The organism is Martinezella rhizogenes (assembly GCF_027460065.1).
Classification (GTDB): Bacteria; Pseudomonadota; Alphaproteobacteria; order Rhizobiales; family Rhizobiaceae; genus Agrobacterium; species Agrobacterium rhizogenes_C.
The window spans coordinates 234,845-257,417 of the sequence record NZ_JAPYZZ010000002.1 but is presented as its reverse complement, the minus strand read 5'-3'; the positions used below and the strand labels follow the sequence as shown (position 1 = coordinate 257,417).

Below are 22,573 nucleotides of genomic sequence, written 5' to 3'. Positions count from 1 at the left end.
GTCGCTGTTTGTTGTTTCCATCTCATCGAAAGATTACCCAGATGCCCTCCACCGCCGATCGCCTGAAAAATGTTTCCATCTCCGCTTCCGCCGCCATGACCCAGCGTGCCAGGGAACTGGCCGCGAAGGGGATCAAGGTCGTGAGCCTTTCCTCCGGCGAGCCGGATTTTCCAACCCCCGCCCATGCCATCGAAGCCGCGCATGCCGCGGCGCTCAATGGTGAAACGAAATATCCGCCGATGGATGGAACGGTGGCGATGAAGGCCGCGATCAGCCGGAAATTCAAGCGCGACAACAACCTGACCTATGATGCCAGCCAGATCGTCGTCTCCGCCGGTGGCAAGCAGGTTATCTTCAATGCCATGCTGGCCACCTGCAATCCGGGTGACGAGGTGGTCATCCCCGCGCCGTCATGGGTCAGCTATGCCGATATCGTCAAATTTGCCGGGGGCGTTCCGGTGCCGGTGCCCTGCTTTGAGCAGGCCGGTTTCAAGTTGCGTGCGGAAGATCTCGAAGCGGCGATCACGCCGCGCACCAAATGGCTTTTCCTGAACTTCCCCAGCAATCCGACCGGTGCAGCCTGCTCGCTGAAAGAGATGGCGGCGATTGCCGAGGTTATGCTGCGTCATCCCCATGTGTGGATATTGACCGACGATATCTACGAGCATCTCGTCTATGACGGGTTCGAGTTCGGCACGATCGCCGATGTGGAGCCGCGGCTTTACGACCGCGTGCTGACCATGAACGGTGTGTCCAAAGCCTATGCCATGACGGGCTGGCGGCTTGGTTATTGCGCCAGTGGCTCGAAAGAACTCATTGCCGCCATCAGCAATGTCAACGGCCAGAATGGCGGCGGCATCACCACCGTCACACAGGCAGCAGCCATTGCCGCACTGGATGGCCCCCAGGACCTGCTGAAGGAAAGAGCCGCGATCTATCGCGAACGGCGTGACTTCGTTCTTGGCCAGCTGGCCGAGATCGACGGCCTGCGTTGCCACAAGCCGGAGGGCGCCTTCTACATCTATCCAAATATTTCCGGCCTCATTGGTAAAACCACCAAGGGCGGACGCAAGATAGAAAGCGACGTCGATTTCGTCATGGCGCTGGTGGATGAGCATCACGTCGCCACGGTGCAGGGTGCAGCCTATGGGATGAGCCCCTATTTCCGCCTTTCCTATGCCACCAGCATGGAGATGCTGGGCGAAGGATGCGCGCGGATCGCTCAGTTTTGCCGGGACATGCGCTGACTGACGATACACATCTCCCGGTCCGCTGTGGCCAGACCGGGAGATGTGATGTTATTCCCTAAAGTTTCAGCTTCTCTGTCAGTTCCACAAGAATGTCCTTCACCGCAAAAGCCGGCTCCGACAGGGAGTTCTGATCGGATGTGCAGAGGGACAATGTTTCTTCGATGCGCGGAGACAGGAGCCGACAGACGAGCGGTTCGCCCGTTTCCGAGACGATACGGTCGGCTATCGCCTTTGGCATGATCGTGGCACCAAGGCCGCTTGCGACAGCACGGGCCAGCGTTCTGACGATCTCGACTTCTGCAACAACCTTGAGATTGATCCGGCTGCGGGTAAATGCGGTGTCCACCGCGCGGCGCACGAAATTGTAACTCGGCGGCAACAGCATCGGCAGTCCGTCCAGTGCGCCGATGGGCACCGGTTTCAAATCCGCCTCGATTGCGAAATTGCGGTGGGCGACAAGATAAAATTCTTCACTGAGGACAGGCTCGAAACGCACGCCCTTGATCGGGCCGACACCGTGAATCAAGGCCATTTCCAGACGGCCGTTCATGATCATCTGGCTGTAGGTCTGTCCGACACTTTCCGTCAGGTGGATCAAAATGCCGGGATGCCGTTTTCGCGTTTCCGCCAGAAGGTCGACGGACAATGTGGCGGCGCTGCTGAAAGGCACCAGGCCGACCGAAACACGTCCCGCAAGCGAGTTGCCCGCCGCTGCCGCATCGACCTGGGCCTGTTCCATCTGCCGCAGAATGATTTGCGCATGGCGGTAAACCGCATGTCCGGCATCCGTCATGGTCACGCCCTGCTGGCTGCGAATCAGCAGTTTCTGGCCGAAATGCTCTTCGAGCGCGGCCAGCTGCTGGCTCAGCGCCGGCTGGGCAAGGTGCAGAATATCGGCCGCGCGCGTGATGCTGCCGCTATCCACGATGACGATGAAGGATTTGAGACGTCTGATATCCATTGTGATGATGATGATTTCGGTTGTGCTGCGGCAAATCTACAAGGTCGCCCCCGTTTTGCAATGCGAACCGGGAACAGGAATCTTCCGCAAACCTGTGCGAAGCGGATTCCATCAGGCTTTTTGCCCGGAAACCATGGCGCTTCGGGCTCCATAAAAGTTGCTTATTACTCCAAAAGTAATCGGTCTTAGGCAAGCAAATAAAGCTTCGCTAATCTCTATGGCAACGACAAGGGGATCAGAATGCCATTTTCCGATTACAAGACCGCATTGGTCACTGGCGCTTCGTCCGGTATCGGCGCTGCAGTCGTCGAACGGCTGCGCCGCGAAAACATTGAAGTCCATGCCGTCGCCCGCAGTGCCGATGCATTGAAGGAACTGGCCGATCGGACTGGCTGTGTCGCGCATGTCATCGACGTGACGGATCGTGCTGCGATTGCCGACCTCGCAAGCCGGGTGCAGTTTGATATTCTGGTCAACAATGCCGGCGTGGATCGCCCGAAGAAGTTTCTCGAGGCGGATGAAGCCGACATCGATCTTCTGGTCGACGTCAATCTGCGCGCCGTCCTCCACATCTGCCGGCTGATCGTTCCGGGCATGGTGGAGCGCGATCGCGGCCACGTCATCAATATCTCATCCATCGCCGGAAATTATAGTTTCGGCGGCAATTCCACCTATCACGCCGTGAAGGCTGGCGTCGCCATGCTCTCGAACCAGCTGCGGATCGATGCATTCGGCAAGCGCGTTCGCGTGACGGAAATCTGCCCCGGCCGCGTGGCGACAGATATTTTCAGCCACGTTCACGGCAATGATCCGAGCGTCCGTGAGCGCTTCATTGACGGTTTCGAATTGCCGAAGGCGGAAGACATTGCCGATGCGATCGGTTTTGCCATTGCCGCGCCGGTTGCCGTCAATATTGGCCATATGGAAATCACCCCGACATTGCAGGTCATGGGCGGCCTTCAAACTGCCAAACCCCAGGCAGCAGCCGAGGAATGCACAAAGAAGGAGCAGAAGCCGTGAGCGGCTTTGATCTTTCGGCTATCCTGAGCAATCAGGAATATATCGCGATGCTGGTTCACGGCATCGAGATGACCTTCATTATCTTCATCGGTTCTTGGTCGCTTGCCATGTCGCTCGCGCTCATCCTGCTCTGCATCCGCTTTTCGCCTTTCCGCTTCGGGGATCGGCTGGTCGCAGCCTATGTTTCCTATCATCGCAACGTGCCGACACTGGTGCAGTTGATGCTATGGTACTTCGGCATCTTCACGTTGCTGCCTTCCGGCCTGACAGGCTGGCTGACGGATCATAATGCTGAAGCAATCTTCGCCGTGGTGGGTCTCGGCCTGTGTCAGGCGGCTTATTTCAGCGAGGATCTACGTTCCGGTTTGCGCTCGGTCAGTCCGGGGCAGATGGAAGCGGCAAAGGCGCTGGGACACAGCTATCTCTCGGCGATGCGTTTCGTCATCATGCCGCAGGGCGTGCGCAACGCGCTGCCTCCGCTCATCAATCACAGCGTCTCCCTGTTCAAGAATAGCAGTCTGGCGCTTGTCATCGGCGCGTCTGAATTGACCCATGCGGTCAAGGAAATCGAAAACCTGAGTTTCCAGACCTTCGAAATCTACCTCGTCGGCACGGTTCTCTATCTCTTCTTCTCGCTGTTGATCATGGGAGCCGGAGCTTATCTGTCCACGCGCCTTGATCCGGCCTGGAGGGCGCGCGCATGATCGGGGATATCGTTACCATCATTCACGACTACTGGCTGCTGCTCTTGATCGGCCAATATCCGAATGGCCCTCTCGGCGGGCTCGTGAACACGCTCATTCTCTCGGCGCTCGCGATCACTCTCGCTTTTCCGGTGAGCATCCTCATGGCGCTGGCGCGTTTGTCGACATTGCGCGTCCTGCGATGGCCGGTGACGGCACTGGTCTACGTTACGCGCGGCGTGCCGTTGCTGATGCTCATCCTGTGGACCTATTTCCTCATTCCGCTTTGGACCGGTGCGGATGTGCCAAGTTTCGCCATCATGCTGGCAACGCTTGTCGTCTATCAGGGCGCATTCCTGAGTGAGGTGGTAAGGGCTGGCATCGTTGCCCTCGGCGTCGGGCAGATGGATGCGGCAAAAGCCCTTGGCCACAGCTATGGCAGTGCGATGCGCTTCATCATCCTGCCGCAGGCGCTCTACAACATGATCCCGAGCATGATCTCGACCTTCGTGGCGACGATCAAGGACACGACGCTCGGTTATGTCATCAATGTACCTGATCTGACCTTTGCAGCGAGCCAGGTGAACAACCAGCTTCTGACGCAGCCCTTCCAGGTATTTCTCATTCTTGCGGTGGTCTATTACGCCCTCTGCTGGAGTCTGACCTATCTCGCAAATGCCGTCGAACGCCGCATCGCCCGCCGCCGCGCCGGCGTGGCGGGCCGCCCGCATCAGGCGTCCTTGACGCAGGCAAAAATCTTAACGGAGCAGCCATGACCACGACCGCATCAGCGACGCCCCAGCAGACGATCCGCATCTCGAATGTTTGCAAGAGTTATGGTGACTATCAGGTCCTCAAGAACATCGACGCCGAAGTTGCGCGTGGCGAGGTGGTGGTGATCTGCGGCCCGTCCGGCTCCGGAAAATCGACCCTGATCCGCACTGTCAATCGCCTCGAGGAAATCAACAGCGGTTCGATTACGCTCGATGGGCGGGACATTCACGCCGCCACGCGCACCAGGGAGTTGAACCTTCTGCGCAGCAGGATCGGTTTCGTGTTCCAGAGTTTCAATCTGTTTCCGCATCTCTCCGTTGTCGAAAACGTCACGATTTCACCCATCCGCGTCAAAGGTGTTTCGCCTGATATCGCGCGGCAAAAGGCACTCGCATTGCTTGAGCGTGTCGGCCTGGCCGACAAGGCCGGCGCTTATCCCGGTCAATTGTCCGGCGGGCAACAGCAACGCGTGGCGATTGCGCGTGCGCTGGCCATGGAGCCGCCCGTCATGCTGTTCGATGAGCCCACCAGCGCGCTCGATCCGGAAATGGTTGGCGAAGTGCTGGCCGTGATGAAGGGCCTGGCGGCGGAAGGCATGACTATGCTCTGCGTCACCCATGAAATGGGGTTTGCGCGTGAAGTCGCGGACCGCATCTGGTTCATCGACGCCGGCGAAATACTCGAGAGAGCGACGCCGGAAGAATTCTTCAAGACACCCCGCCATCCGCGCGCGCAGCGGTTCCTCGCCGATCTGCGTCACTGATAACAGCCAATAATATAAAAGGAGAACCGTAATGAACTGGAAATGCCTAACACTTACCGCCGCAGTTCTGGGCACCGCAGCCGCGTCGCCCGCCGTGGCGGATCAGCTCGATACGATCACGGCGAACAAGGTGCTGCGCTGCGCGACCTTCGCCGATGTTGTTCCCTTTGCCGCGCCGGATCCGAAAACCCGCGAGATGGCCGGTTTCGATGTCGATCTCTGCAAGGCCATCGCGAAGGAACTCGGGGTTAAGGCGGAGATCAAGCCGGTATCGGTCGAGGCCCGCGTTCCCGAAGTGAAGCTCGGCCGTGTCGATATCACCGTTGCCAATCTTGCCTACACACAAAGCCGCGCCGAGCAGATCCAGTTCAGCGATCCCTATTATCTCGCCAAGGAAATGCTGATCGTTCCGGTTGACGATGCCGGCAAGAAGAAGTCCGACTATGAAGGCCAGCGTGTCGCTTCAACCAAGGGCTCGACCTCCGAAATGTCGATCAAGCTCAACAAGTCGGAGCCCTTGACCTTCCAGGATACGGCATCCGCCTATCTTGCCGTTCAGCAGGGCAAGGCGCGCGGCATGGTGGCCAACACCATGACGACCACGAAATTCGTCAATGAATCGAAGAGCAAAGGCAAGCCGATGCGGATGATCGAAGAGCCGATGCTCTATCAGCCAATCGGCATCGGCATGGCGAAAGACAATCCGGCCCTGACCGCCAAGATCAATGAAATTCTGCGCAAGCTTGATGCCGATGGCGAGATCAACACGATCTGGAACAAGTGGCTTGGCCCGGATACGGAATACAAGATGACCCGCACAGACAAGGTTGTCCCGCTTTCCGAGCTGAAGTTCGACCCCATCCCCTGATCTGCCGGCTTAGTCCGCAGCATCGATTTCAACATCCACCTGAACTCAAATGCGAGCGGCGGGACGTTCCCGCCGCCAGCCTTACCGTGGGAGGTTTTATGATCCACATCAAAGATATAGCAGAACGGCCAAGCAAGGCGGACATCGAAGCGCTTGCAAAGTTTTCGCCCGCCACCATCCATGAGGCGCAGGGTCGAAGAGGCGCATTGTCCTCCCGTCTCAAACCCGTCGATTACCGGATGAAGCTGTGCGGCCCGGCTTTCACCGTCAGATGTGCACCCCGTGACAACATCATGTTGCAGCTTGCGATCAATTACGCCAAGCCCGGCGATATCATTGTCGTTTCGGCTGGCGAATATGAGGAAGCGGGCTCGTTCGGTGACGTCCTGGCCAATGCCTGCCTCGCAAAAGGTATTGGCGGTTTGGTGACGGACACAGGCGTGCGCGATACGCTGCAACTGCGAGACCTCGGTTTCCCGGTGTTTTCCCTCAGCGTCTGCATCAAGGGAACCGTCAAGGAAACCATTGCGGCAGTGAATGACAGCATTATCGTTGGCGGCGAAATCATCAATCCGGGCGATATTGTCGTCGGCGATGCCGACGGTCTGGTTGTCGTGCGTCGCGCGGAGGCTCAGGAAGCCGCACGGCTTTCGCAAGCCCGTGAGGATGCCGAGGCCGGTTTCATAGAGGCCTACAAACAGGGTAAATCGGTGATCGAGGTCAGCAATCTTGAGCCTGTGCTGAAAGCGAAGGGGCTGGTTGTCGATATCTGATCCCGGAACTGGGAACGCTGTTCAGTAATTCCTTTGGCGAAAATCGCCAAAGGTAAACTGTAGAATGTACGCAGTCAGCCAATGGCAAGATTCCAATGGCTGACTGACGGATGGCCGCTACTGGCACGTCTTTCTTTGCCCGGCTTATTTCAGACGCTTCAGCAACTCTTCAGCCACAGCCTGGGCGGAAGCGGGGTTCTGGCCAGTGATCAGTTCGCGGTCGGTCACGATGTGGGACGTGAACGGCGTCTGATTGCTGATGAAGTCACCCCCGGCCGCTTCCAGGGCCGTCTGCGGGTAGAATTTCATTTCTCCGCCATTGAGCAGACCCTTGGCGATACCCTCTTCCTCATTGCTGATGACGGTCATCTTATAGCCGGCATAGATCCAGCCTCCGGCCTTGGTGGAACCGCCTGTCTCCAGTTTCGCGGTGAAGGCTGTCGCATCGGGCAGGGTGGACAGCAGCGCGATTGGTCCATGGCAGGCAAGTGCCGTGGTCTTGCCCTTGGTGTGGAAGTCGGTCAGGAGCTTGCCCATTTCCGGGCTGACGAGGAGGTCCTGCATCGGTGCATGACCGCCGGGCACATAAACGGCATCGAAATGGTCGTAACCGATCTGTTCGACGCGGGCGAGGCTGACGACCGGCGACTTTTCCCGCGAGGTCAGGTTGAGCTTTTCGAGCAGCGCGCTGCTTTCTTCCATGGCGGCAACGTCGCCACCGAAATGCATCTTGTCCACCGAGGATTTATCGAGGGTAGGGGCGCTCCCCTTCGGTGTGGCGAAGGTGACGTCATGACCGGCGTCCAGCAGTGCCTTCACCGGCTGCATCAACTCGTTGAGATAAAAGCCGGTCTCGAAAACCTTGCCGTCCTTGAGGTCGAGGCGGTCTGAATCCGACAGGACGACCAGGACATTGGCTGCCTGTGCGCTGAATGCGGCGGTTCCGAGAGCCAGGGTGAGAGCGAAAGTGCGGATGGGTTTCATGGTTTTCTCCAGACATGGGCACTCCCCGCCCCGCATGGGCGGGGAGCGCTGATGTGTTGTTGTGTTGGTGGGGTGGTGCGGTGATGCCGTTCAGGCGGTCAGAAGGTCACGCAAGGCTTCACCGACGCCGGTCGCCGATTGTGGGTTCTGGCCCGTGACCAGCCTTCCGTCGACAACGACCTTCGCCGTCCAGTCGGCGGCCGGATGATGATGTGCGCCGCGCGCCGTGAGTGTGCTGGCCAGCAGGAAGGGGACGGTCTTGTCCAGCTTGACGGCCCGCTCCTCGTCATCGGTGAAGGCGGCGACATTCTTGCCGGCGACGAGATGAGCGCCGTTGCTGAGCGTGACATTCACCAGGGCTGCAGGGCCGTGGCAAACCGCAGCGACAACGCCGCCGGCCTCGTAAATGCCGCGGGTGAGGTCGTTGACCGCCAGGCTTGTCGGGAAGTCCCACATTGCGCCGTGCCCGCCGGCGAAAAAGATCGCCGCGTAATTTTCCGGATCAAGACCGGCAAGGCGTGAGGTGTTGCGGATGGCACGGCGGAAACCTTCGCTGTTCCAGTAGCGCGCATTGGTCGGGTCATTGAGGTCGAGGCCATCGACCGGCGGCTCGCCGCCATCGATGGAAGCGAATTCGACCGGGATGCCGGCGGCATCGAGAACGGCGAGAGGATGGGTGACCTCACCGAGGTAAAAGCCCGTGGGCTCGCCCGTTTCGCCCTTGGTGCCATGGCTGGTAAGGACGAAGAGAACCGGTTTGATAGGCTGAGTTGCGCTTGTCATGAATTGCTCCTGACATCAGAGACGAGGCTGGATGGCCTTTGATGAAGCAAACATATTGAAGCCGATGGAGCGGATAAATGCGCCTTCAGGGAATTCATTTCTTCTTGAAGCGACGAAATCACTTTATGGACGTGATGATCGGGGATAAGGCTGGCCGCAGAAAGCTGACTTATTCGCAAGGGGCCAAAATGGGGCGGCGGTTTGATCATCTCGGCGACGTGGAGGCATTCATCACCGTTGCCGAAAAAGGCTCGATGACCGAAGCGGCCGTTGCGCTTGCGACGACGGCATCGGTTCTCAGCAGGGCGATTACCCGTCTGGAAACCCGGCTTGGCGCGCAGCTGATGCGGCGAACCACACGGCGCCTCAATTTGACAGATGAAGGCCGGGCCTATCTCGAACAGGCACGAGCGGCATTTTCGATGATCGACGATGCCGAGCGTGCAATTCAGGGGCCGACGGGAGCCTCGCTGACCGGCCATGTCCGTATCAGCGTGCCGACGACCTATGGCCATTACCGGCTGCCTGCCATGCTGGAGCGTTTCATGCGGGCCTATCCAGAAGTCCAGATCGAATTGAGCATCACCAATCGCAACGTCGATCTGGTGGCGGAAGGTTACGATCTGGCGATCCGTCTCGGCCCCTTGCCCGATAGCGGGCTGGTGGCGCGCAAACTGGAAGACGCTCCGTTGCGTCTGGTTGCAGCCCCGCATTATCTCGAACGGGCGGGCATGCCGCGGCGTGTCGAAGACCTGGCGGAACACCAATGTCTGCCTTTCGTGATGCCAAGCACGGGGCGTTGTGCGCCGTGGCTGTTTCATGTCGACGGCCGCGATCTGGACTGGACGCCCCCCGGACGCATCCGTGTGTTTGACGATGTGCTGGGTGTGGTGTCCCTGGCCGAAAGCGGTCTTGGCATCTGCCAGACCTATGATTTCATCATTCGTGACCGCGTCAAAGAGGGGCGTCTTGTCGAGGTGCTGGACCATGCGCAGGGCCGCTCCCGGTCTTTTTCGCTGATCTTCGCTCCGCATCGCCGCCTGTCGGCCGCGACACGCGCGCTCATCGACTTTCTTGCGGAGAAATAATCGCGAGCGGGGCAGTGCTGCCAGCGCCTTAACGACGCCTGACACGACGCGCAATTCCATCAACCGTTATGCCCGGTCCTTGCCGACATGTTCAGCCAGGAAGTCTATGAAGGCGCGGATGCGGGTCGCAAGGTGCTCATGTCCGGCGAAGACGGCATGAATTTCTTCGATATCTTCGGGATTGTAGTCCTCCAGCACGGGGACGAGCGTCCCGGCATCGATGTCGGGCTGGACATGGAACTGGCCCACCCGGCCGAGACCGGTGCCGGCAAGGCAGAGCCGGCGCATAATCATGCCGCTGTTGACGGAACTGTTACCGGATACCGGCAGGCGGTAGATTTCCGTCGATCCCGGATCACGGAACGGCCACTCATTGAGGCTGCGCCGGAAATTGAAACTGAAGCAATTATGGGCGGCGAGATCGGCCGGTGTTTTCGGCATTCCGTGCCGTTTTATGTAGGAGGGCGACGCGATAATGACCCGCCGGCTCTCGAGCAGTTTCCTGGCTTTCAGGGATGAGTCATCCATGGCCCCGGAGCGGATGGCGATATCCGTCCGCTCCTCGATCAGACCAATAATGCCATCAGTCAGCGAGATATCGAGCTGGACTTCGGGATAGAGTTCGAGAAAGGCCGGTACGAGCGGAAGGAGAAACCTTTCGCCGAAACCAACGGAAGCATTCACCCGCAGCAGTCCCCGCGGTACCAGTTTTCCACCCGCTGCCACGATCTGCTCCGTCTCGGCGATATCGGCCAGAATCCGCCGGGCCCGGGCGAGGTAGATTTCCCCCTCCGGCGTCAGCGTCATCATCCGGGTGGAGCGGACGAGCAGGCGGGTGCCGAGCCGGTCCTCGACGCGGGTGACGAGCTTGCTGACGGCCGATGGCGAGAGTTTCAGGCGTCGTCCCGCTGCCGAAAAACTCTGCAATTCCGCAGCGCTCACAAACACCTCCATTTCGCCGGTGCGATTGTCCATGTGTCCATCCTGTGAATTCAATTCAAAGCTATTTATCCAATGGTGTCGATTATCACACAAGCCCTCTTCGACCATATTGCATCACAGCAATTCCAACCGACAGCGACGCTGTCCCTGCAACCCTCACCCGGGCGGTGAGCGGAGAGGAACCTGTCATGCCCCTAGCCATCTTCGCCTTGACGATTGCGGCCTATGCGATCGGAACAACGGAGTTCGTCATTGTCGGTCTTCTGCCGACGGTGGCGAACGATCTCCACATTACCCTGCCGCTTGCCGGCCTCATCGTCAGCGTCTACGCGCTCGGCGTCACCTTCGGCGCGCCGATCCTGACGGCGCTCACCGGCAAGATTGAAAGAAAGCCGCTACTGCTTGGCCTTATGGCCCTGTTCATCGTCGGCAACACCGTCGCGGCCCTGTCGCCGAGCTATGAGCTTCTGCTCGTCGCCCGCGTCCTTGCGGCCTTCGCTCACGGCGTCTTCTTCTCGGTGGGCTCTACCATCGCCGCCGATCTCGTGCCGGAAAACCGTCGCGCCTCTGCCATCGCCATGATGTTCATGGGTCTGACGGTCGCCATCGTCACCGGCGTGCCGATCGGCACCTATATCGGTCAGGTCTTCGGCTGGCGTGCGACCTTCTGGGTGGTGGCCGCTCTTGGCATCGTTGCCCTTGCCGGTATTGCTGCCCTGTTGCCGAACACGCTGAAAAAAGCCCCTCTGGCGAGCATTCTCGATCAGGTCCGCGTGCTCGGTTCCGGCCGCCTGCTCATCGTCTTCGCCATGACCGCTCTCGGCTACGGTGGCACCTTCGTCGCCTTCACCTTTCTGGCGCCGATCCTTCAGAATGTTACCGGCTTTTCCGAATCCAGCGTCAGCCTGATCCTTGTGCTCTACGGCATTGCCATTGCTGCCGGTAATATCGGCGGCGGCAGGATCGCCAACCACAATCCGGTCAAGGCACTGATCGGCCTCTTCCTGGCGCAAGCCATCGTGTTGCTCGTCTTTTCCTTCACCGCTGTCTCGCCGGTCCTGACCCTCATCACGCTGGTAGCTCTCGGTTTCCTGTCCTTTGCCAATGTCCCGGGCCTGCAGCTTTATGTCGTGCAGCTCGCCAAGGAACACCGTCCGGGTGCCGTCGATGTCGCCTCGGCGCTGAACATCGCCGCCTTCAACCTCGGCATCGCCATCGGTGCATGGCTCGGCGGTCTGGTCGTTGAATCGCCGCTGGGCCTCGTATCAACCCCGTGGGTTGGCGCCATCCTCGTCGCGGTCGCCCTGCTACTGACCATCTGGAGCGGCGCACTCGACCGCCGTGCAGCCCCCGTGCTGAAGGCCGCCTGATGCCTGAAGGCCCGGCACATGGGCGCCGGGCCGAACCCCCCCCGATTTATTCCGGAGAATTCTGATGTCCCCTTCAAACACAGGCCATTCTTCTGCGCTTGACCTCATTCGCAAACCTGCGGGCGGCCTGACGTTGGGCATCGAGCTGCCGCTCGACAATGACTGGTCGCAGGAACGGGAAGAACAGCGCGCCCGGGAAGGCCGTCCCTTCGGCGTTCCCGATCTCACCCGCTATCCCGCTCTCATCCGCCAGATCGACCGCTCCGGTTTCGCCGCTGTGTGGATGCGCGACGTGCCGGTCTTCGATCCGAATAATTTCGGCGATGCCGGTTCGGTCTATGATCCCTTCGTCAATCTCGGTTACCTCGCCGGTATCACCGAAAACGTGGCGCTCGGCACGGCGGCCATCGTCCTGCCGCTACGTCATCCGATGATGGTCGCCAAGGCCGCAGCCTCCGTCGATCAGCTTTCCGGCGGCCGGCTGATCCTCGGCGTCGCCTCCGGCGACCGGCCGGTGGAATATCCGCTGCTCGGTCTCGATTTCGAGGGCCGCGGCGAAGCGTTTCGTGTTGCCGTCTCCTATCTGCGCGATGCCGGAAAGGCCGGCCTGCCGCTCGGTGACGGCCGGATCGAACCGGGCCTCGATCTGCTGCCGAAGCCGCTGCAGTCGCAGATTCCGATGATTATTGCCGGGCAGGGCCAACAGTCCCCGGAGTGGATCGCCGCCAATATGGAAGGGCGGTTCGTCTATCCCAACGGGCTGGAACGGCTCGCCGCCCAGGCGCGGGACTGGACTGCCGCCCGCAAAAGCCTCGGCCTGCCGCGCGGCGCCTTTGTCAGTGCTTTCCACCTCGATCTCGCTGACGATCCGGGCGAGCGACCGACACCGCGCCGTTTCGGCGCGCGGCTCGGGCGCAATGCCTTCATCGACCATCTCAATGCGCTGGAAGACGCCGGCGTCGATCATCTCGCACTTCTGCTGCGGCCTTCGCGGCGGCCGCTCGATGAGGTGATCGATGAATTGTCGCGCGATGTCCTGCCTGTCCTCAACCGCCAATCCTCCCCGGCGAAGACCGCTGCGGAATAACCAAGGAGAAACCAATGCACAACGTAACCGCCAATGGCGCCACCATTCCGGCCCTCGGCTTCGGCACTTTCCGCATGCCCGGCCCCGATGTTCTCAGGATCGTTCCGCATGCGCTGAAGGCCGGTTTCCGCCATGTGGACACCGCGCAGATTTATGGCAATGAAGCGGAAGTTGGCGAAGCCATCGCTAATTCCGGCGTCGCTCGCGGCGATATCTTCCTGACCACCAAGGTCTGGGTCGAGAATTACAGGCATGACGCCTTCATCAAATCCGTCGAAGAGAGCCTGACGAAGCTGAAGACCGATTATGTCGATCTGCTTCTGTTGCACTGGCCGAATGAAGCGGTTTCGCTTGCCGAGCAGATCGGTGCGCTAAACGAGGTGAAGGAGGCCGGCAAGGTTCGCCACATCGGCGTTTCCAACTTCAATACCGGGTTGATGGCTGAATCGGTCAAGCTCTCCAAGGCACCGATCGTCACCAACCAGATCGAGTACCATCCTTATCTCAATCAGGACGTGGTCGGCGCCGCGGCAAGAAAGGCCGGCATCTCGGTCACCGGCTATTTCGGCATGGCCGATGGCAAGGTCTTTAACGATCCGGTCCTCAAGGATATAGGTGCCCGACACGGCAAGTCGGTCGCGCAGGTGGTGCTGCGCTGGCTCGTTCAGCAGGAGGGCGTCATTGCGCTGTCCAAGACGGTTGGCGAGGCTCGCGTTGCCGAAAATTTTGCGATTTTTGACTTCGCACTTTCGGCCGATGAAATGGCCGCCATCCATGCTCTGGCTGTTCCGGGTGGCCGCATCGTCTCGCCGGATGGTCTTGCGCCGGTCTGGGACAAGGCTGCCTGATATCCGGAGGGGAGGGGCATCTTGCCCCTCCCTTCAATTGTTCAAATGCCCATCGTGGATGAAGCGCGTCTCCGGCAGGAGGAGCGTTCGTTTCGCCTATCGATGCCCTTAGAGATTGAGCTCGATGAGCGCCTGCCGCATCACATAGGCGTCGACATCGACTCCGGTCCAATATTTGATGCCGATGACGCCCTGATTGACCAGCATGCCGAGACCATCGGCCGTCTTGCAGCCCGCGGCCTCTGCGGCGCGGATCAGCCGCGTGCGCGGTGGATTGTGGATGCCATCGGCAACGACCATGGATGGACGCAGCGTTTTCAGATCGATGTCGGGCAGGCCGTCTATATCGGGATAAAGGCCGACCGAGGTGGCGTGAATGACGATATCCGTCGCTTCGGGAATGGCGAAGGCACCTTGCCATGCGGCGAAGACGGCGGTGGCGGGCGTCTTTTCGTCAATAAGCCGCGCCACGGTTTCACCACGTTCCCGGTTGCGGTTGACGATGGTGATATGCGCGGCACCGGCGAGTGCCACCTCGACACCCACCGCACGCGCTGCCCCGCCAGCGCCGAACAGCACGACCTTCTTGCCCTTGGGATCGATGACGTCGCGAAGCGCCTTGACGAAACCCTTGCCATCGGTGTTTTCGCCGATCAGCCTTTCGCCCCGCCGGACGATGGTGTTGACCGCGCCGATGATCTCGGCGGATTCTCCCAGGCCGTCGAGATGCTCTATGACCGCGACCTTGTGGGGAATGGAGCAATTGAAACCGGCCCAGCCCATCGCACGCGCACCCGCCACGGCATCCTTCAGGTTTTCAGGGCTGACCTCCAGATTGATATAGCGCCAGTTCAGGCCGTGATGCTGATAGGCAGCCTCGATCATGGCGACCGTTGGGTTCTCCCCGGCCGGCATGGCGAAGGAGCCGGTTATCTCGGCGAGAAAGTCATGGGGCATCGTTGTTCTCCGTGGATGAAATGTCATGGGCGCGAAGGCTTGAAAACCGGCTTTGACGAATATGATCACCGACACGCAACGCCTGTGCCGCAACGGTGAGCGCGGGATTGAGAGCTGCCGAGGACGGGAAGAACCCGGCATCGACGACATAGAGATTGGGGTGATCGTAGGTCCGGCAAAGGGAATTGAGCGCCGCCTCTTTCGGGTCGTCACCCATGCGCACGGTGCCACATTGGTGCGATGGCGCCTCGATGCCGAAGGAATGGCCGAGAACGACGGGAAAACCGTTTTTTCTCAACAAGGAACGCATGTGCCGCACAAATCGCTGATGGGCTTCCCGGTCGCCGGGACGGTAGATCACCTCCGCCCCATTTTCCCCCAATGGCTTTACCCGGCTGTCATGTTTCGGCGTGTCCTCCGACATGACGAGAAAATCGACACTGTGTCGGGCGAGGAGATTGGCCAGAGGTTTTGGTATCCAGGGATAGGCGGCGCGGATCATCGGGCCTTGAATGTTGCCCAGCATCTGGACATTGCCGCGGGCGGCCGCATCGCCCGGCGTGCCTTCGTAAAAATCGTTGAGCGACATCGTTTTCGGGAAGCGTGTGTCGTTGACGGTGAAGGGCAACAGGCCCATCAGCCCGCTCAGATGGTGGTTCATCAGGTAACGGCCGACCACGCCGGAGGAATTGGCAAGGCCGTTCGGGTTTTTCTCGTTTGCCGAGCGAAGCAGGATGAGGGCGGAGTTGATGGCACCCGCCGAGAGAACGAAAAGCGGCGCCTCGATTGTCGTGATTTCGCCCGCCCGTTCGATTTCCACCGCCACGATATGTTTGCCATCCTCATCGGCAATCAGCCGACGCACCCGCGCGCCGGTCAGCAGCGAGACATTTGGGTGTCTTAATGCCGGGCGCAGAAGCCGGGTCTCGGCATCGCCCTTGGCATCGAAACGGCACACGAAGGCATCGCAGGTGCCGCAGCGTCGACAGAGGCCGCCGGGGCCATAGTCGATTGCCGAAGGCATATGGAAGGGGCGCAGGCCAAGCCGCTCGAAGCCCTTCGCCACACGGCCGATGACGGGCTCGTGTGGGATCGGCGCATGGATGTAGGGTGTTGAGCGCGGCGGCTCGGTCGGATCGTCTCCGGCCCGGCCCCTGACGCCGAAAAACCGTTCGGCCTCGGCGTAAAATGGCTCCAGTTCCGCATAGGAAACAGGCCATGCTGGCGAGATCCCATCCTTATGCTCAACTTCGCGGAAGTCGCGGTCGCGAAAACGGAACATGGCGGTTCCGTAGAATTTGGTATGGCCGCCGACGTAATAATATTGGCCGGGGCGATAGGTCCGCCCGGTTTCATCGCGGTAGAGATCGGTGGTGCGATAACGGCTTTGAACGAAAACGGCGTCCGCATCGGCGTTTTCGGGTTCGTTCGGCAGTTTTTCGCCCCGCTCGATGATCAGTATTTTCGCACCCGTCGCGGCAAGTTTCAGCGCGACCGCGCTTCCGCCGACGCCAGAGCCGATGATGACGATATCGGGTTTGCCGCCGGGGTCTCCCTGTGGACCGAAAGACATGTTTCTTCGTTCTCCTCATGGTCTGCTTTTTAACCGAGGATAATCATCGCGGCTGGATCGACCATTCCCGCTTGCGGCGTTTTCTTGTATGATTGCCGCATTCTGCTGCCGTGATTTGCGAGAAAGGTCGAAAGAGATGGAGCCGTGGTTCGAGGCCGTCAGCGTCCCGTCCGACCGTTCGTGGCTACTGTTCGATCGCCGTCTGCCCGAATTTCCCTTCAACTGGCATTACCATCCCGAATTCGAGCTGACCCTGACGCTCAACAGCGCCGGCATGCGTTTTGTCGGGGATTCGGTGGAAAGCTACGGCGATGGTGATCTTGTTCTTCTCGGCCCGAACCTGCCGCATGCCTGGCAGTCGCACGGCTTGATAGAAGCGCCGGGTGTTCATCGCGCGGTGGTCTGCTGGTTTACCCGCGACTGGATCGAGGGTCTGATCGCGCTGACGCCGGAACTGATGGCCATCAAGCCGCTGCTCGTTGAAAGCGGTCACGGCATCTGTTTCGGCGACGACGCGCTGGCGAAAGTGCGTGAGCGTCTGGCGACACTGCATGAAATCGCGCCGGAACAGCAGATATTGACGCTGCTTGGCGTTCTCGTCGATCTCTCCCGCGCGTCCAACCGCAGGCCGCTTTCTGCCGGGGAAGTGACGGCGAGCACCGTGCCGCGCGACCGGGCGCGCATGCAACGGGTGCTCAATCATATTCACGCCCATTATACCGGGGCCATCAGCATCAAGCCCCTGAGCGAGATAGCACATCTCAGTGACAGCCAGTTGCAGCGGCTTTTCAAGCGCTCCACCCGCATGACCATCAGTCAATATGTCGGCCAGTTGCGTGTTGGTGGTGCATGCCGTCTGCTCGCGCAGACGGATCTGTCTCTCGCCCGGATCGCCGAGGAGACCGGCTTTTCCGATGCCGCGCATTTTTCGCGCCAGTTCCGTGCGGCCAGAAGCATGACGCCAGGTGATTACCGCCGGCAGTTCGACCAGACCCAGCGCTGGCAATTGCCAGCCGGCACTAAGGATTAGTTCTGTCTTCCTGCTCGCCTGCCCTGGTGGGGAGCTGCGACTGGTAGGCTGCGGCTGCGGCCTCCGGCGACTTGCCGCCGCCGACCTGAATGCTTGGCTGGGCGAAGGCGATGCCGTTTTTCTGGAAGGCCTCGCGCAGCATCGCGTAGGCGGAGCGGCGGATGAAACTTTGCTGGCTGGTCGGCACGGTGACCATGGCGAAGCTGATGGCGATCCCGTATTCGCCAAATTCCTCGACACCCTTCATTTTAAGGGGCTGGATGAAAAGGGGCCCGAGTTCCGGATCCCCCAGCAGCTCCTGACCGATCGCCTTGCCGATCCTGCGGGCCTTCTCGATGTCAGTGTCATAGGGCACGGTGACGGAAAATTTTATCTTGGACCAGTCCCGGCTCATATTTTCGACCGCGCCGAGTTCGCCGAAGGGAACGGTGAAGAGCGGCCCACGATGATGTCGCAGCTTGACCGAACGCAGGCTGAAACCTTCCACCGTGCCCTTGTAGTTCTTCGCCTGAATATATTCGCCGACCCGGAAGGCATCGTCAAAAAGGTAGAAGATGCCGCTGATGACATCGCGCACCAGCGCCTGGGAGCCGAAACCGATCGCCACGCCGAAAATGCCTGCACCGGCTATCAGCGGACCGATATCGACACCGAGCTGGCCGAGGATGACGAGACCTGCGACGATGAAAAGCGAAACCGCCAGCACGTTGCGCAGAATCGGAAGCAGCGTGTGAAGGCGGGTGGCGTGGGTTTCCTCCGCGGGATTTTCGGCCTCCGAACCGGCCGGGGCCGTCATGATGTTTCGATCGATGGCGGCCTTGGTGAGATGCCACACCAGATCGGCGAGTAGCACTATGACGGTGCTTTTCAGAAATCCGTAGAACAGTGTCGCTGTGTGCGGGTCGCCATGGCCGATCATGTGGCCGTCCATGTCCCAGACGACGGCTATCCAGGCAATGGCAAGCCCGGTGATCGCCGCTCGGGCGCCGCGAACGAGAAGGACGCTCCGGCTGTCCGACGCCGGCATCAGGAAGTGAACCGCAACATAGCCGCGTATGGCGTGGCCGATGGCACGCATCATGGGGGGAAGCAGGAGAATATAGAGGCCGATCCAGAAGGCTGTTCTGAGATCAAGGCACCAGAGCAGCCAGACACCCGCAAGATAAAGGCAAAGCAGGATCTTTGTCGCGACACTTCGGTTGGCACTGTACCAGACGAGTTCGACAGAAAGCCCCAGCATGATGCAGGAAACGAGAAAGACGGCCGCTTGCAGAACATTGGCATCAACCTCGAGGATCGTGCCTGTTGCCGTCGAGGCCGTCATGGCGAGCCCAATGCCGACGATTATCTTTAATCGTCCGTGAACTTCCGGATGGGCGGCATGCCCGATGGCCGTCGCCACGAGGCGATAGGCAACGAAGGCCAGAAGATAACAGGTGGCCACCAGCCGAACGAGGGACGGCCATTCGATTGCAAATAATGAGGCTGCCATGAAAGCCGCGAAAACAAGGGTCGGCAGGTAATGTTCGATCCCCTTGCCGTGCCGTTGCCACCGCCGGCGAAAAAACCATTCCGCCATTATTCCCAGCGCGATGAACAGGGAAAGGGCGATGGAGGCCGTGGTGTGGCCATTACCCGTTGCGTCCGCCCGCAGGCGAAGAAAAACCCGCTCGATTTCACCGGAAATATCCGGCATTGCCGAGATCACCGTTTGGAAACGACCGCGCGCGCGTTCCTCCCACGCCGCCATTTCCCTGACCACATCACCCACCGAGGTCGTTTCAGGAGAGCTGGATTCTGCAGATGCCGCAGTGCCGGTTTTCTGCGCAGCCTGTACCTCTATCCAGCGGCTGATTTCGGGGTCTTTGAGCAGCCGCATCAGGTCGTCGATCTTCTGCGGAGGCGCCGTCACGGGCGAGATGTCTTGCTGTACGACATCCGGGAGCGGTGCCTGCGCCACGGTGGGAATCGTCCCGAGAAACACAAGTAATGCCGCGAGCCATTTCATGAGTGCTTCCGTTATCTTCGCTATAACATGCCTTGCGGTCCATGAGGTTTTCTCTCCTCGCACCGAGGGCTTCCGTTCTCACAATCCATGCAGGCGCCGGTCCTTGATGGATGAACACGATGTCACACGGGCAGCGTCTCCGCCCAGTCATACGAAGGGGTCGCTTCTGCTGGCAACTCGGCACATCCAGCTAACCTTTCGGCTTGGTCGTATAAGTGATCGGGTTAGGCCGATGGCCTTGCGTGGTGGCGCTGTTTGCATGCGATAACTGCAGCACTCCAGCAGGCGGTTTAAATTGATGCTTGCCAGCTTTAACTCGGACAACTATAGTCCGCGTTATGGCTCAGATGACGGCAGGTGTGGAATACGGGTTGCATTGTCTCCTGTGGTTGGCGAGTTCGCCTGGCGCGCCGCTCAGCAGCCGCGATCTGGCTGAACTGCAGGGAATTTCTCCGAGCTTTCTGGCGAAGATATTTCCGAAGCTGGAGAAGGCGGGGATCGTGTCCGCATCCGAGGGGATCAAAGGCGGATATCTGCTGGCAAGGTCGCCCGGAGATATCACCGTCCTCGAAGTCGTCGACGCCATCGAAGGCAGGAAGCCCCTGTTTGACTGTCAGGAAATTCGCGGTCGTTGTGCCGTTTTTCGGCAGCGTCCGCCATCATGGGCGACCAAAGGTGTGTGCGCGGTGCACGCGGTGATGTTGCGCGCGGAAAAGGCGATGCGGGATTCGCTTGCGAGCCAGACTCTGGCCGATATAGCCGGCGATTTCGGTCGCAAGGCCCCGCCGGAATTCTCCGAGGATGTCCGCCAATGGCTTGATCTCAAGGTGAAGGGGCGAACCCGCCGGACAGTCACGGAAGATGGGTCGTTGCCCTGACCTGAAACTGGAGCAGGAGACCGGATTGCGGGTCGGCACCGGGACGCGGTCGCTGAGGCAGATGAGTAGGTGGTGGAGCGATGAAGGATACAGTCATTTTGGCCGATAACGAAGCTTTTCACCCGTCGATGCACATTCGACCATGGCGCGATGAGGCTGGTGAGCCGTGCATCCTCACGTCCGCAACCCGCCGTTTCGGGAGATGATGAATGGCCACCACCACTGTCGCTGCGGATGAACCGCTGGTTCTCGTCGTCGATGATGACGAAGACGTTCGCCACTCCCTTCAGGAGCTGATGGAATCGGTTGGCCTCGCCGTCGCCTGTTTTGCCTCGTCCCGGGAACTGTTGAATGTCGGCCTTCCCGACCGGCCTGGTTGTCTGGTGCTGGATGTGCGTATGCCGGGCGCGAGTGGCCTTGACCTGCAACAGCAGCTTTCGACGCGTGGCGTCACCAAACCCATCGTCTTTCTGACGGGATATGGTGATATTCCGATGACCGTGCAGGCCATGAAGGCTGGCGCCGTCGACTTCCTGACAAAACCGGTGCGGGACCAGACGTTGCTGGATGCCGTGATTGCCGGGATCCAGCGAGACGTGGAACAGCGGGCGCAAGCGGAAAATATCCATCAGCATGTTACCCGGTTTGATACCCTCACACCCCGTGAACGCCAGGTCCTTGGCGAAGTGGTGCGCGGCCGCCTCAACAAGCAGATCGCTTTCGAACTCGGAATAAGTGAGATTACGGTGAAGCTCCACCGCAGCAATGTGATGCGCAAGATGCGGACCACGTCCGTCGGCGAGTTGATCCGCGCCTGGGATTCACTGCCCTCCAGCCTGCGTGAAAAGCCGCAAGCCTGAGCCTGAACACCGCCACCTTATTCCCAGTCGCTATGCCCTGACCCTCGACAAGACGTGAGGCCGCCTCTCGTCGCGGGCAGCCGTCGCATTGGGGTCGGTCGGGGCATCTAATCACCCGATCTATCCTACCTGTACTCTGGGACTAGATGGTCGATGCCTCCGTTCGATAGGCGAACGGCCCGCCGTGACGCATTGTCCCCGAAGGAAAAAGCTTCGCTCATCAAGGAAGCGGCCTCGGCAAAGGCACGCCGGCAGCAGTTCCGGAAATTCAAATCAAACTTGAAACCAGGAGATTGAACATGAAAATCGTTGTTATCGGAGGGACCGGCCTCATCGGTTCGAAGACCGTCGAACGGCTTCGCAAGAAGGGACATGAGGTGCTTGCCGCTTCTCCGAATTCGGGTGTGAATACCGTGACGGGAGAAGGCCTTGCCGGCGCATTGGCGGGTGCGGAGGTTGTGATCGATCTGGCGAACTCGCCGTCCTTCGAAGAAAAGGCCGCCATGGATTTCTTTGAAGCGGCCGGTCGCAATCTTTTTGCGGCAGAAAAGACCGCGGGTGTTCGTCACCACGTCGCTCTGTCGGTCGTCGGCACCGACCGCATGCAGGAGATGGGATATTTTCGCGCCAAGCTGCTCCAGGAAGAACATATCCGCAAGTCGGGCGTTCCATACACGATCGTGCATGCAACCCAGTTCTTCGAGTTCGTCGGCGCCATCGCCCAATCCGCAACTGAAGGTACGACGGTTCGCGTGCCGACCGGTGCATTCCAGCCGATCGCGGCAGACAATGTCGCTGATGCCATGGCTGATGCCGCTCTCGCCGCGCCGGTGAACGGTGTGATCGAGATCGCCGGCCCGGAGCGTGCGCCGATGAACGAGTTCATCGCGCGTTATCTCAAGGCCACCAGCGATCCGCGCAGCATCGTCGCCGACCCGCGTGCCCGTTATTTCGAGGTTTCCATTGACGACCGGACACTGGTTCCGGATGACGGCGCCCGCCTCGGAGCTATCCGCTTCGAAGACTGGCTGGCGCTCTCCGCCGCCCAGAAAAAATAAGCGGTTTGCGCTGAC

At 59.9% G+C, this 22,573-nt stretch carries 22 protein-coding genes; 15 read left to right on the top strand and 7 right to left on the bottom strand.

All coding sequences use genetic code 11. From position 1 onward, the window contains the following. Window positions 1-41: 41 nt before the first annotated feature. Complete coding sequence (locus O8B93_RS05970) at window positions 42-1,247, top strand: pyridoxal phosphate-dependent aminotransferase (RefSeq protein ID WP_269708914.1); 1,206 nt, start codon at window positions 42-44, stop codon at window positions 1,245-1,247. Between the two features lie 58 nt (window positions 1,248-1,305). Here the strand turns inward: O8B93_RS05970 and nac are convergent, their stop codons facing one another. Continuing rightward, window positions 1,306-2,211, bottom strand: coding sequence for a nitrogen assimilation transcriptional regulator NAC (gene nac / locus O8B93_RS05965; RefSeq protein ID WP_006315973.1), 906 nt, complete (start codon window positions 2,209-2,211; stop codon window positions 1,306-1,308). A gap of 240 nt (window positions 2,212-2,451) precedes the next feature. Here nac and O8B93_RS05960 point away from each other — a divergent pair, with 240 nt between their 5' ends. The 6 genes from O8B93_RS05960 to O8B93_RS05935 all read left to right on the top strand — a co-directional run bounded on the left by O8B93_RS05960 (window position 2,452) and on the right by O8B93_RS05935 (window position 7,092). Beyond that, complete coding sequence (locus O8B93_RS05960; RefSeq protein WP_269708913.1) at window positions 2,452-3,231, top strand: SDR family oxidoreductase; 780 nt, start codon at window positions 2,452-2,454, stop codon at window positions 3,229-3,231. Beyond that, window positions 3,228-3,935: an amino acid ABC transporter permease gene (locus O8B93_RS05955; protein ID WP_269708912.1), complete on the top strand. Its 708-nt coding sequence runs from the start codon at window positions 3,228-3,230 to the stop codon at window positions 3,933-3,935. Before O8B93_RS05960 ends, O8B93_RS05955 begins: the two co-directional genes overlap by 4 nt. Next, complete coding sequence (locus O8B93_RS05950; RefSeq protein ID WP_269708911.1) at window positions 3,932-4,690, top strand: amino acid ABC transporter permease; 759 nt, start codon at window positions 3,932-3,934, stop codon at window positions 4,688-4,690. The genes O8B93_RS05955 and O8B93_RS05950 overlap by 4 nt, the downstream gene beginning before the upstream one ends. Then, window positions 4,687-5,451 (top strand): amino acid ABC transporter ATP-binding protein, encoded by a 765-nt coding sequence (locus O8B93_RS05945; RefSeq protein WP_080827940.1) that lies wholly within the window; start codon window positions 4,687-4,689, stop codon window positions 5,449-5,451. Before O8B93_RS05950 ends, O8B93_RS05945 begins: the two co-directional genes overlap by 4 nt. Before the next feature lie 31 nt (window positions 5,452-5,482). Beyond that, window positions 5,483-6,319: an ABC transporter substrate-binding protein gene (locus O8B93_RS05940; RefSeq protein WP_269708910.1), complete on the top strand. Its 837-nt coding sequence runs from the start codon at window positions 5,483-5,485 to the stop codon at window positions 6,317-6,319. Between the two features lie 98 nt (window positions 6,320-6,417). Next, on the top strand, window positions 6,418-7,092 hold the full coding sequence (locus O8B93_RS05935) for a 4-carboxy-4-hydroxy-2-oxoadipate aldolase/oxaloacetate decarboxylase (RefSeq protein ID WP_080813098.1): 675 nt from the start codon (window positions 6,418-6,420) through the stop codon (window positions 7,090-7,092). 144 nt (window positions 7,093-7,236) lie between these two features. Here O8B93_RS05935 and O8B93_RS05930 read toward each other — a convergent pair whose 3' ends face one another. Next, a complete protein-coding gene (locus tag O8B93_RS05930; RefSeq protein WP_269708908.1) occupies window positions 7,237-8,076 on the bottom strand; it encodes a type 1 glutamine amidotransferase domain-containing protein in 840 nt (279 codons plus the stop codon). Window positions 8,077-8,166: 90 nt separating this feature from the next. Beyond that, on the bottom strand, window positions 8,167-8,859 hold the full coding sequence (locus tag O8B93_RS05925) for a type 1 glutamine amidotransferase domain-containing protein (protein WP_269708906.1): 693 nt from the start codon (window positions 8,857-8,859) through the stop codon (window positions 8,167-8,169). Window positions 8,860-9,047: 188 nt separating this feature from the next. Here O8B93_RS05925 and O8B93_RS05920 point away from each other — a divergent pair, with 188 nt between their 5' ends. Continuing rightward, complete coding sequence (locus tag O8B93_RS05920; protein WP_269708905.1) at window positions 9,048-9,947, top strand: LysR family transcriptional regulator; 900 nt, start codon at window positions 9,048-9,050, stop codon at window positions 9,945-9,947. Window positions 9,948-10,013: 66 nt separating this feature from the next. Here O8B93_RS05920 and O8B93_RS05915 read toward each other — a convergent pair whose 3' ends face one another. Beyond that, window positions 10,014-10,922: a LysR family transcriptional regulator gene (locus O8B93_RS05915; RefSeq protein WP_269708903.1), complete on the bottom strand. Its 909-nt coding sequence runs from the start codon at window positions 10,920-10,922 to the stop codon at window positions 10,014-10,016. 155 nt (window positions 10,923-11,077) lie between these two features. On the opposite strand from O8B93_RS05915, the gene O8B93_RS05910 reads away from it, so the two are divergent. The 3 genes from O8B93_RS05910 to O8B93_RS05900 all read left to right on the top strand — a co-directional run bounded on the left by O8B93_RS05910 (window position 11,078) and on the right by O8B93_RS05900 (window position 14,194). Beyond that, on the top strand, window positions 11,078-12,259 hold the full coding sequence (locus O8B93_RS05910; RefSeq protein ID WP_269708902.1) for an MFS transporter: 1,182 nt from the start codon (window positions 11,078-11,080) through the stop codon (window positions 12,257-12,259). A gap of 64 nt (window positions 12,260-12,323) precedes the next feature. Further along, the gene (locus O8B93_RS05905; protein ID WP_269708901.1) at window positions 12,324-13,346 is read left to right on the top strand and encodes an LLM class oxidoreductase; all 1,023 of its coding nucleotides are present in this window, start codon (window positions 12,324-12,326) and stop codon (window positions 13,344-13,346) included. 14 nt (window positions 13,347-13,360) lie between these two features. Beyond that, window positions 13,361-14,194 carry an aldo/keto reductase gene (locus tag O8B93_RS05900; RefSeq protein WP_269708900.1) on the top strand — a complete coding sequence of 278 codons (834 nt, stop codon included), beginning with the start codon at window positions 13,361-13,363 and terminating at the stop codon, window positions 14,192-14,194. A 108-nt stretch (window positions 14,195-14,302) separates the two neighbouring features. Here O8B93_RS05900 and aroE read toward each other — a convergent pair whose 3' ends face one another. After that, on the bottom strand, window positions 14,303-15,151 hold the full coding sequence (gene aroE / locus O8B93_RS05895; protein ID WP_269708899.1) for a shikimate dehydrogenase: 849 nt from the start codon (window positions 15,149-15,151) through the stop codon (window positions 14,303-14,305). Then, on the bottom strand, window positions 15,141-16,724 hold the full coding sequence (locus O8B93_RS05890) for a GMC family oxidoreductase N-terminal domain-containing protein (RefSeq protein WP_269708898.1): 1,584 nt from the start codon (window positions 16,722-16,724) through the stop codon (window positions 15,141-15,143). Before O8B93_RS05890 ends, aroE begins: the two co-directional genes overlap by 11 nt. A gap of 136 nt (window positions 16,725-16,860) precedes the next feature. Between O8B93_RS05890 and O8B93_RS05885 the strand changes: the two genes are divergently transcribed. Further along, window positions 16,861-17,754: an AraC family transcriptional regulator gene (locus tag O8B93_RS05885; RefSeq protein ID WP_269708897.1), complete on the top strand. Its 894-nt coding sequence runs from the start codon at window positions 16,861-16,863 to the stop codon at window positions 17,752-17,754. Here the strand turns inward: O8B93_RS05885 and O8B93_RS05880 are convergent. Then, window positions 17,744-19,762: a mechanosensitive ion channel family protein gene (locus tag O8B93_RS05880; protein ID WP_269708896.1), complete on the bottom strand. Its 2,019-nt coding sequence runs from the start codon at window positions 19,760-19,762 to the stop codon at window positions 17,744-17,746. The two genes, O8B93_RS05885 and O8B93_RS05880, sit on opposite strands and share 11 nt — an antisense overlap. Window positions 19,763-20,100: 338 nt before the next feature. Here O8B93_RS05880 and O8B93_RS05875 point away from each other — a divergent pair, with 338 nt between their 5' ends. The 3 genes from O8B93_RS05875 to O8B93_RS05865 all read left to right on the top strand — a co-directional run bounded on the left by O8B93_RS05875 (window position 20,101) and on the right by O8B93_RS05865 (window position 22,558). After that, complete coding sequence (locus tag O8B93_RS05875) at window positions 20,101-20,640, top strand: RrF2 family transcriptional regulator (protein WP_269708895.1); 540 nt, start codon at window positions 20,101-20,103, stop codon at window positions 20,638-20,640. A gap of 209 nt (window positions 20,641-20,849) precedes the next feature. Next, window positions 20,850-21,500, top strand: a complete 651-nt coding sequence (locus O8B93_RS05870) for a response regulator transcription factor (RefSeq protein ID WP_269708893.1) — start codon at window positions 20,850-20,852, stop codon at window positions 21,498-21,500. A 299-nt stretch (window positions 21,501-21,799) separates the two neighbouring features. Beyond that, the gene (locus O8B93_RS05865; RefSeq protein ID WP_269708892.1) at window positions 21,800-22,558 is read left to right on the top strand and encodes an SDR family oxidoreductase; all 759 of its coding nucleotides are present in this window, start codon (window positions 21,800-21,802) and stop codon (window positions 22,556-22,558) included. Window positions 22,559-22,573: the final 15 nt, after the last annotated feature.

Excerpts from the sequence above, each read along its gene's own strand:
- O8B93_RS05970 (WP_269708914.1), top strand. The coding sequence starts at position 42 with ATGCCCTCCACCGCCGATCGCCTGAAAAATGTTTCCATCTCCGCTTCC.
- nac (WP_006315973.1), bottom strand. The coding sequence starts at position 2,211 with ATGGATATCAGACGTCTCAAATCCTTCATCGTCATCGTGGATAGCGGC.
- O8B93_RS05960 (WP_269708913.1), top strand. The coding sequence starts at position 2,452 with ATGCCATTTTCCGATTACAAGACCGCATTGGTCACTGGCGCTTCGTCC.
- O8B93_RS05950 (WP_269708911.1), top strand. The coding sequence starts at position 3,932 with ATGATCGGGGATATCGTTACCATCATTCACGACTACTGGCTGCTGCTC.
- O8B93_RS05945 (WP_080827940.1), top strand. The coding sequence starts at position 4,687 with ATGACCACGACCGCATCAGCGACGCCCCAGCAGACGATCCGCATCTCG.
- O8B93_RS05940 (WP_269708910.1), top strand. The coding sequence starts at position 5,483 with ATGAACTGGAAATGCCTAACACTTACCGCCGCAGTTCTGGGCACCGCA.
- O8B93_RS05935 (WP_080813098.1), top strand. The coding sequence starts at position 6,418 with ATGATCCACATCAAAGATATAGCAGAACGGCCAAGCAAGGCGGACATC.
- O8B93_RS05930 (WP_269708908.1), bottom strand. The coding sequence starts at position 8,076 with ATGAAACCCATCCGCACTTTCGCTCTCACCCTGGCTCTCGGAACCGCC.
- O8B93_RS05925 (WP_269708906.1), bottom strand. The coding sequence starts at position 8,859 with ATGACAAGCGCAACTCAGCCTATCAAACCGGTTCTCTTCGTCCTTACC.
- O8B93_RS05920 (WP_269708905.1), top strand. The coding sequence starts at position 9,048 with ATGGGGCGGCGGTTTGATCATCTCGGCGACGTGGAGGCATTCATCACC.
- O8B93_RS05915 (WP_269708903.1), bottom strand. The coding sequence starts at position 10,922 with ATGGACAATCGCACCGGCGAAATGGAGGTGTTTGTGAGCGCTGCGGAA.
- O8B93_RS05910 (WP_269708902.1), top strand. The coding sequence starts at position 11,078 with ATGCCCCTAGCCATCTTCGCCTTGACGATTGCGGCCTATGCGATCGGA.
- O8B93_RS05905 (WP_269708901.1), top strand. The coding sequence starts at position 12,324 with ATGTCCCCTTCAAACACAGGCCATTCTTCTGCGCTTGACCTCATTCGC.
- O8B93_RS05900 (WP_269708900.1), top strand. The coding sequence starts at position 13,361 with ATGCACAACGTAACCGCCAATGGCGCCACCATTCCGGCCCTCGGCTTC.
- aroE (WP_269708899.1), bottom strand. The coding sequence starts at position 15,151 with ATGCCCCATGACTTTCTCGCCGAGATAACCGGCTCCTTCGCCATGCCG.
- O8B93_RS05890 (WP_269708898.1), bottom strand. The coding sequence starts at position 16,724 with ATGTCTTTCGGTCCACAGGGAGACCCCGGCGGCAAACCCGATATCGTC.
- O8B93_RS05885 (WP_269708897.1), top strand. The coding sequence starts at position 16,861 with ATGGAGCCGTGGTTCGAGGCCGTCAGCGTCCCGTCCGACCGTTCGTGG.
- O8B93_RS05880 (WP_269708896.1), bottom strand. The coding sequence starts at position 19,762 with ATGAAATGGCTCGCGGCATTACTTGTGTTTCTCGGGACGATTCCCACC.
- O8B93_RS05875 (WP_269708895.1), top strand. The coding sequence starts at position 20,101 with ATGGCTCAGATGACGGCAGGTGTGGAATACGGGTTGCATTGTCTCCTG.
- O8B93_RS05870 (WP_269708893.1), top strand. The coding sequence starts at position 20,850 with ATGGCCACCACCACTGTCGCTGCGGATGAACCGCTGGTTCTCGTCGTC.
- O8B93_RS05865 (WP_269708892.1), top strand. The coding sequence starts at position 21,800 with ATGAAAATCGTTGTTATCGGAGGGACCGGCCTCATCGGTTCGAAGACC.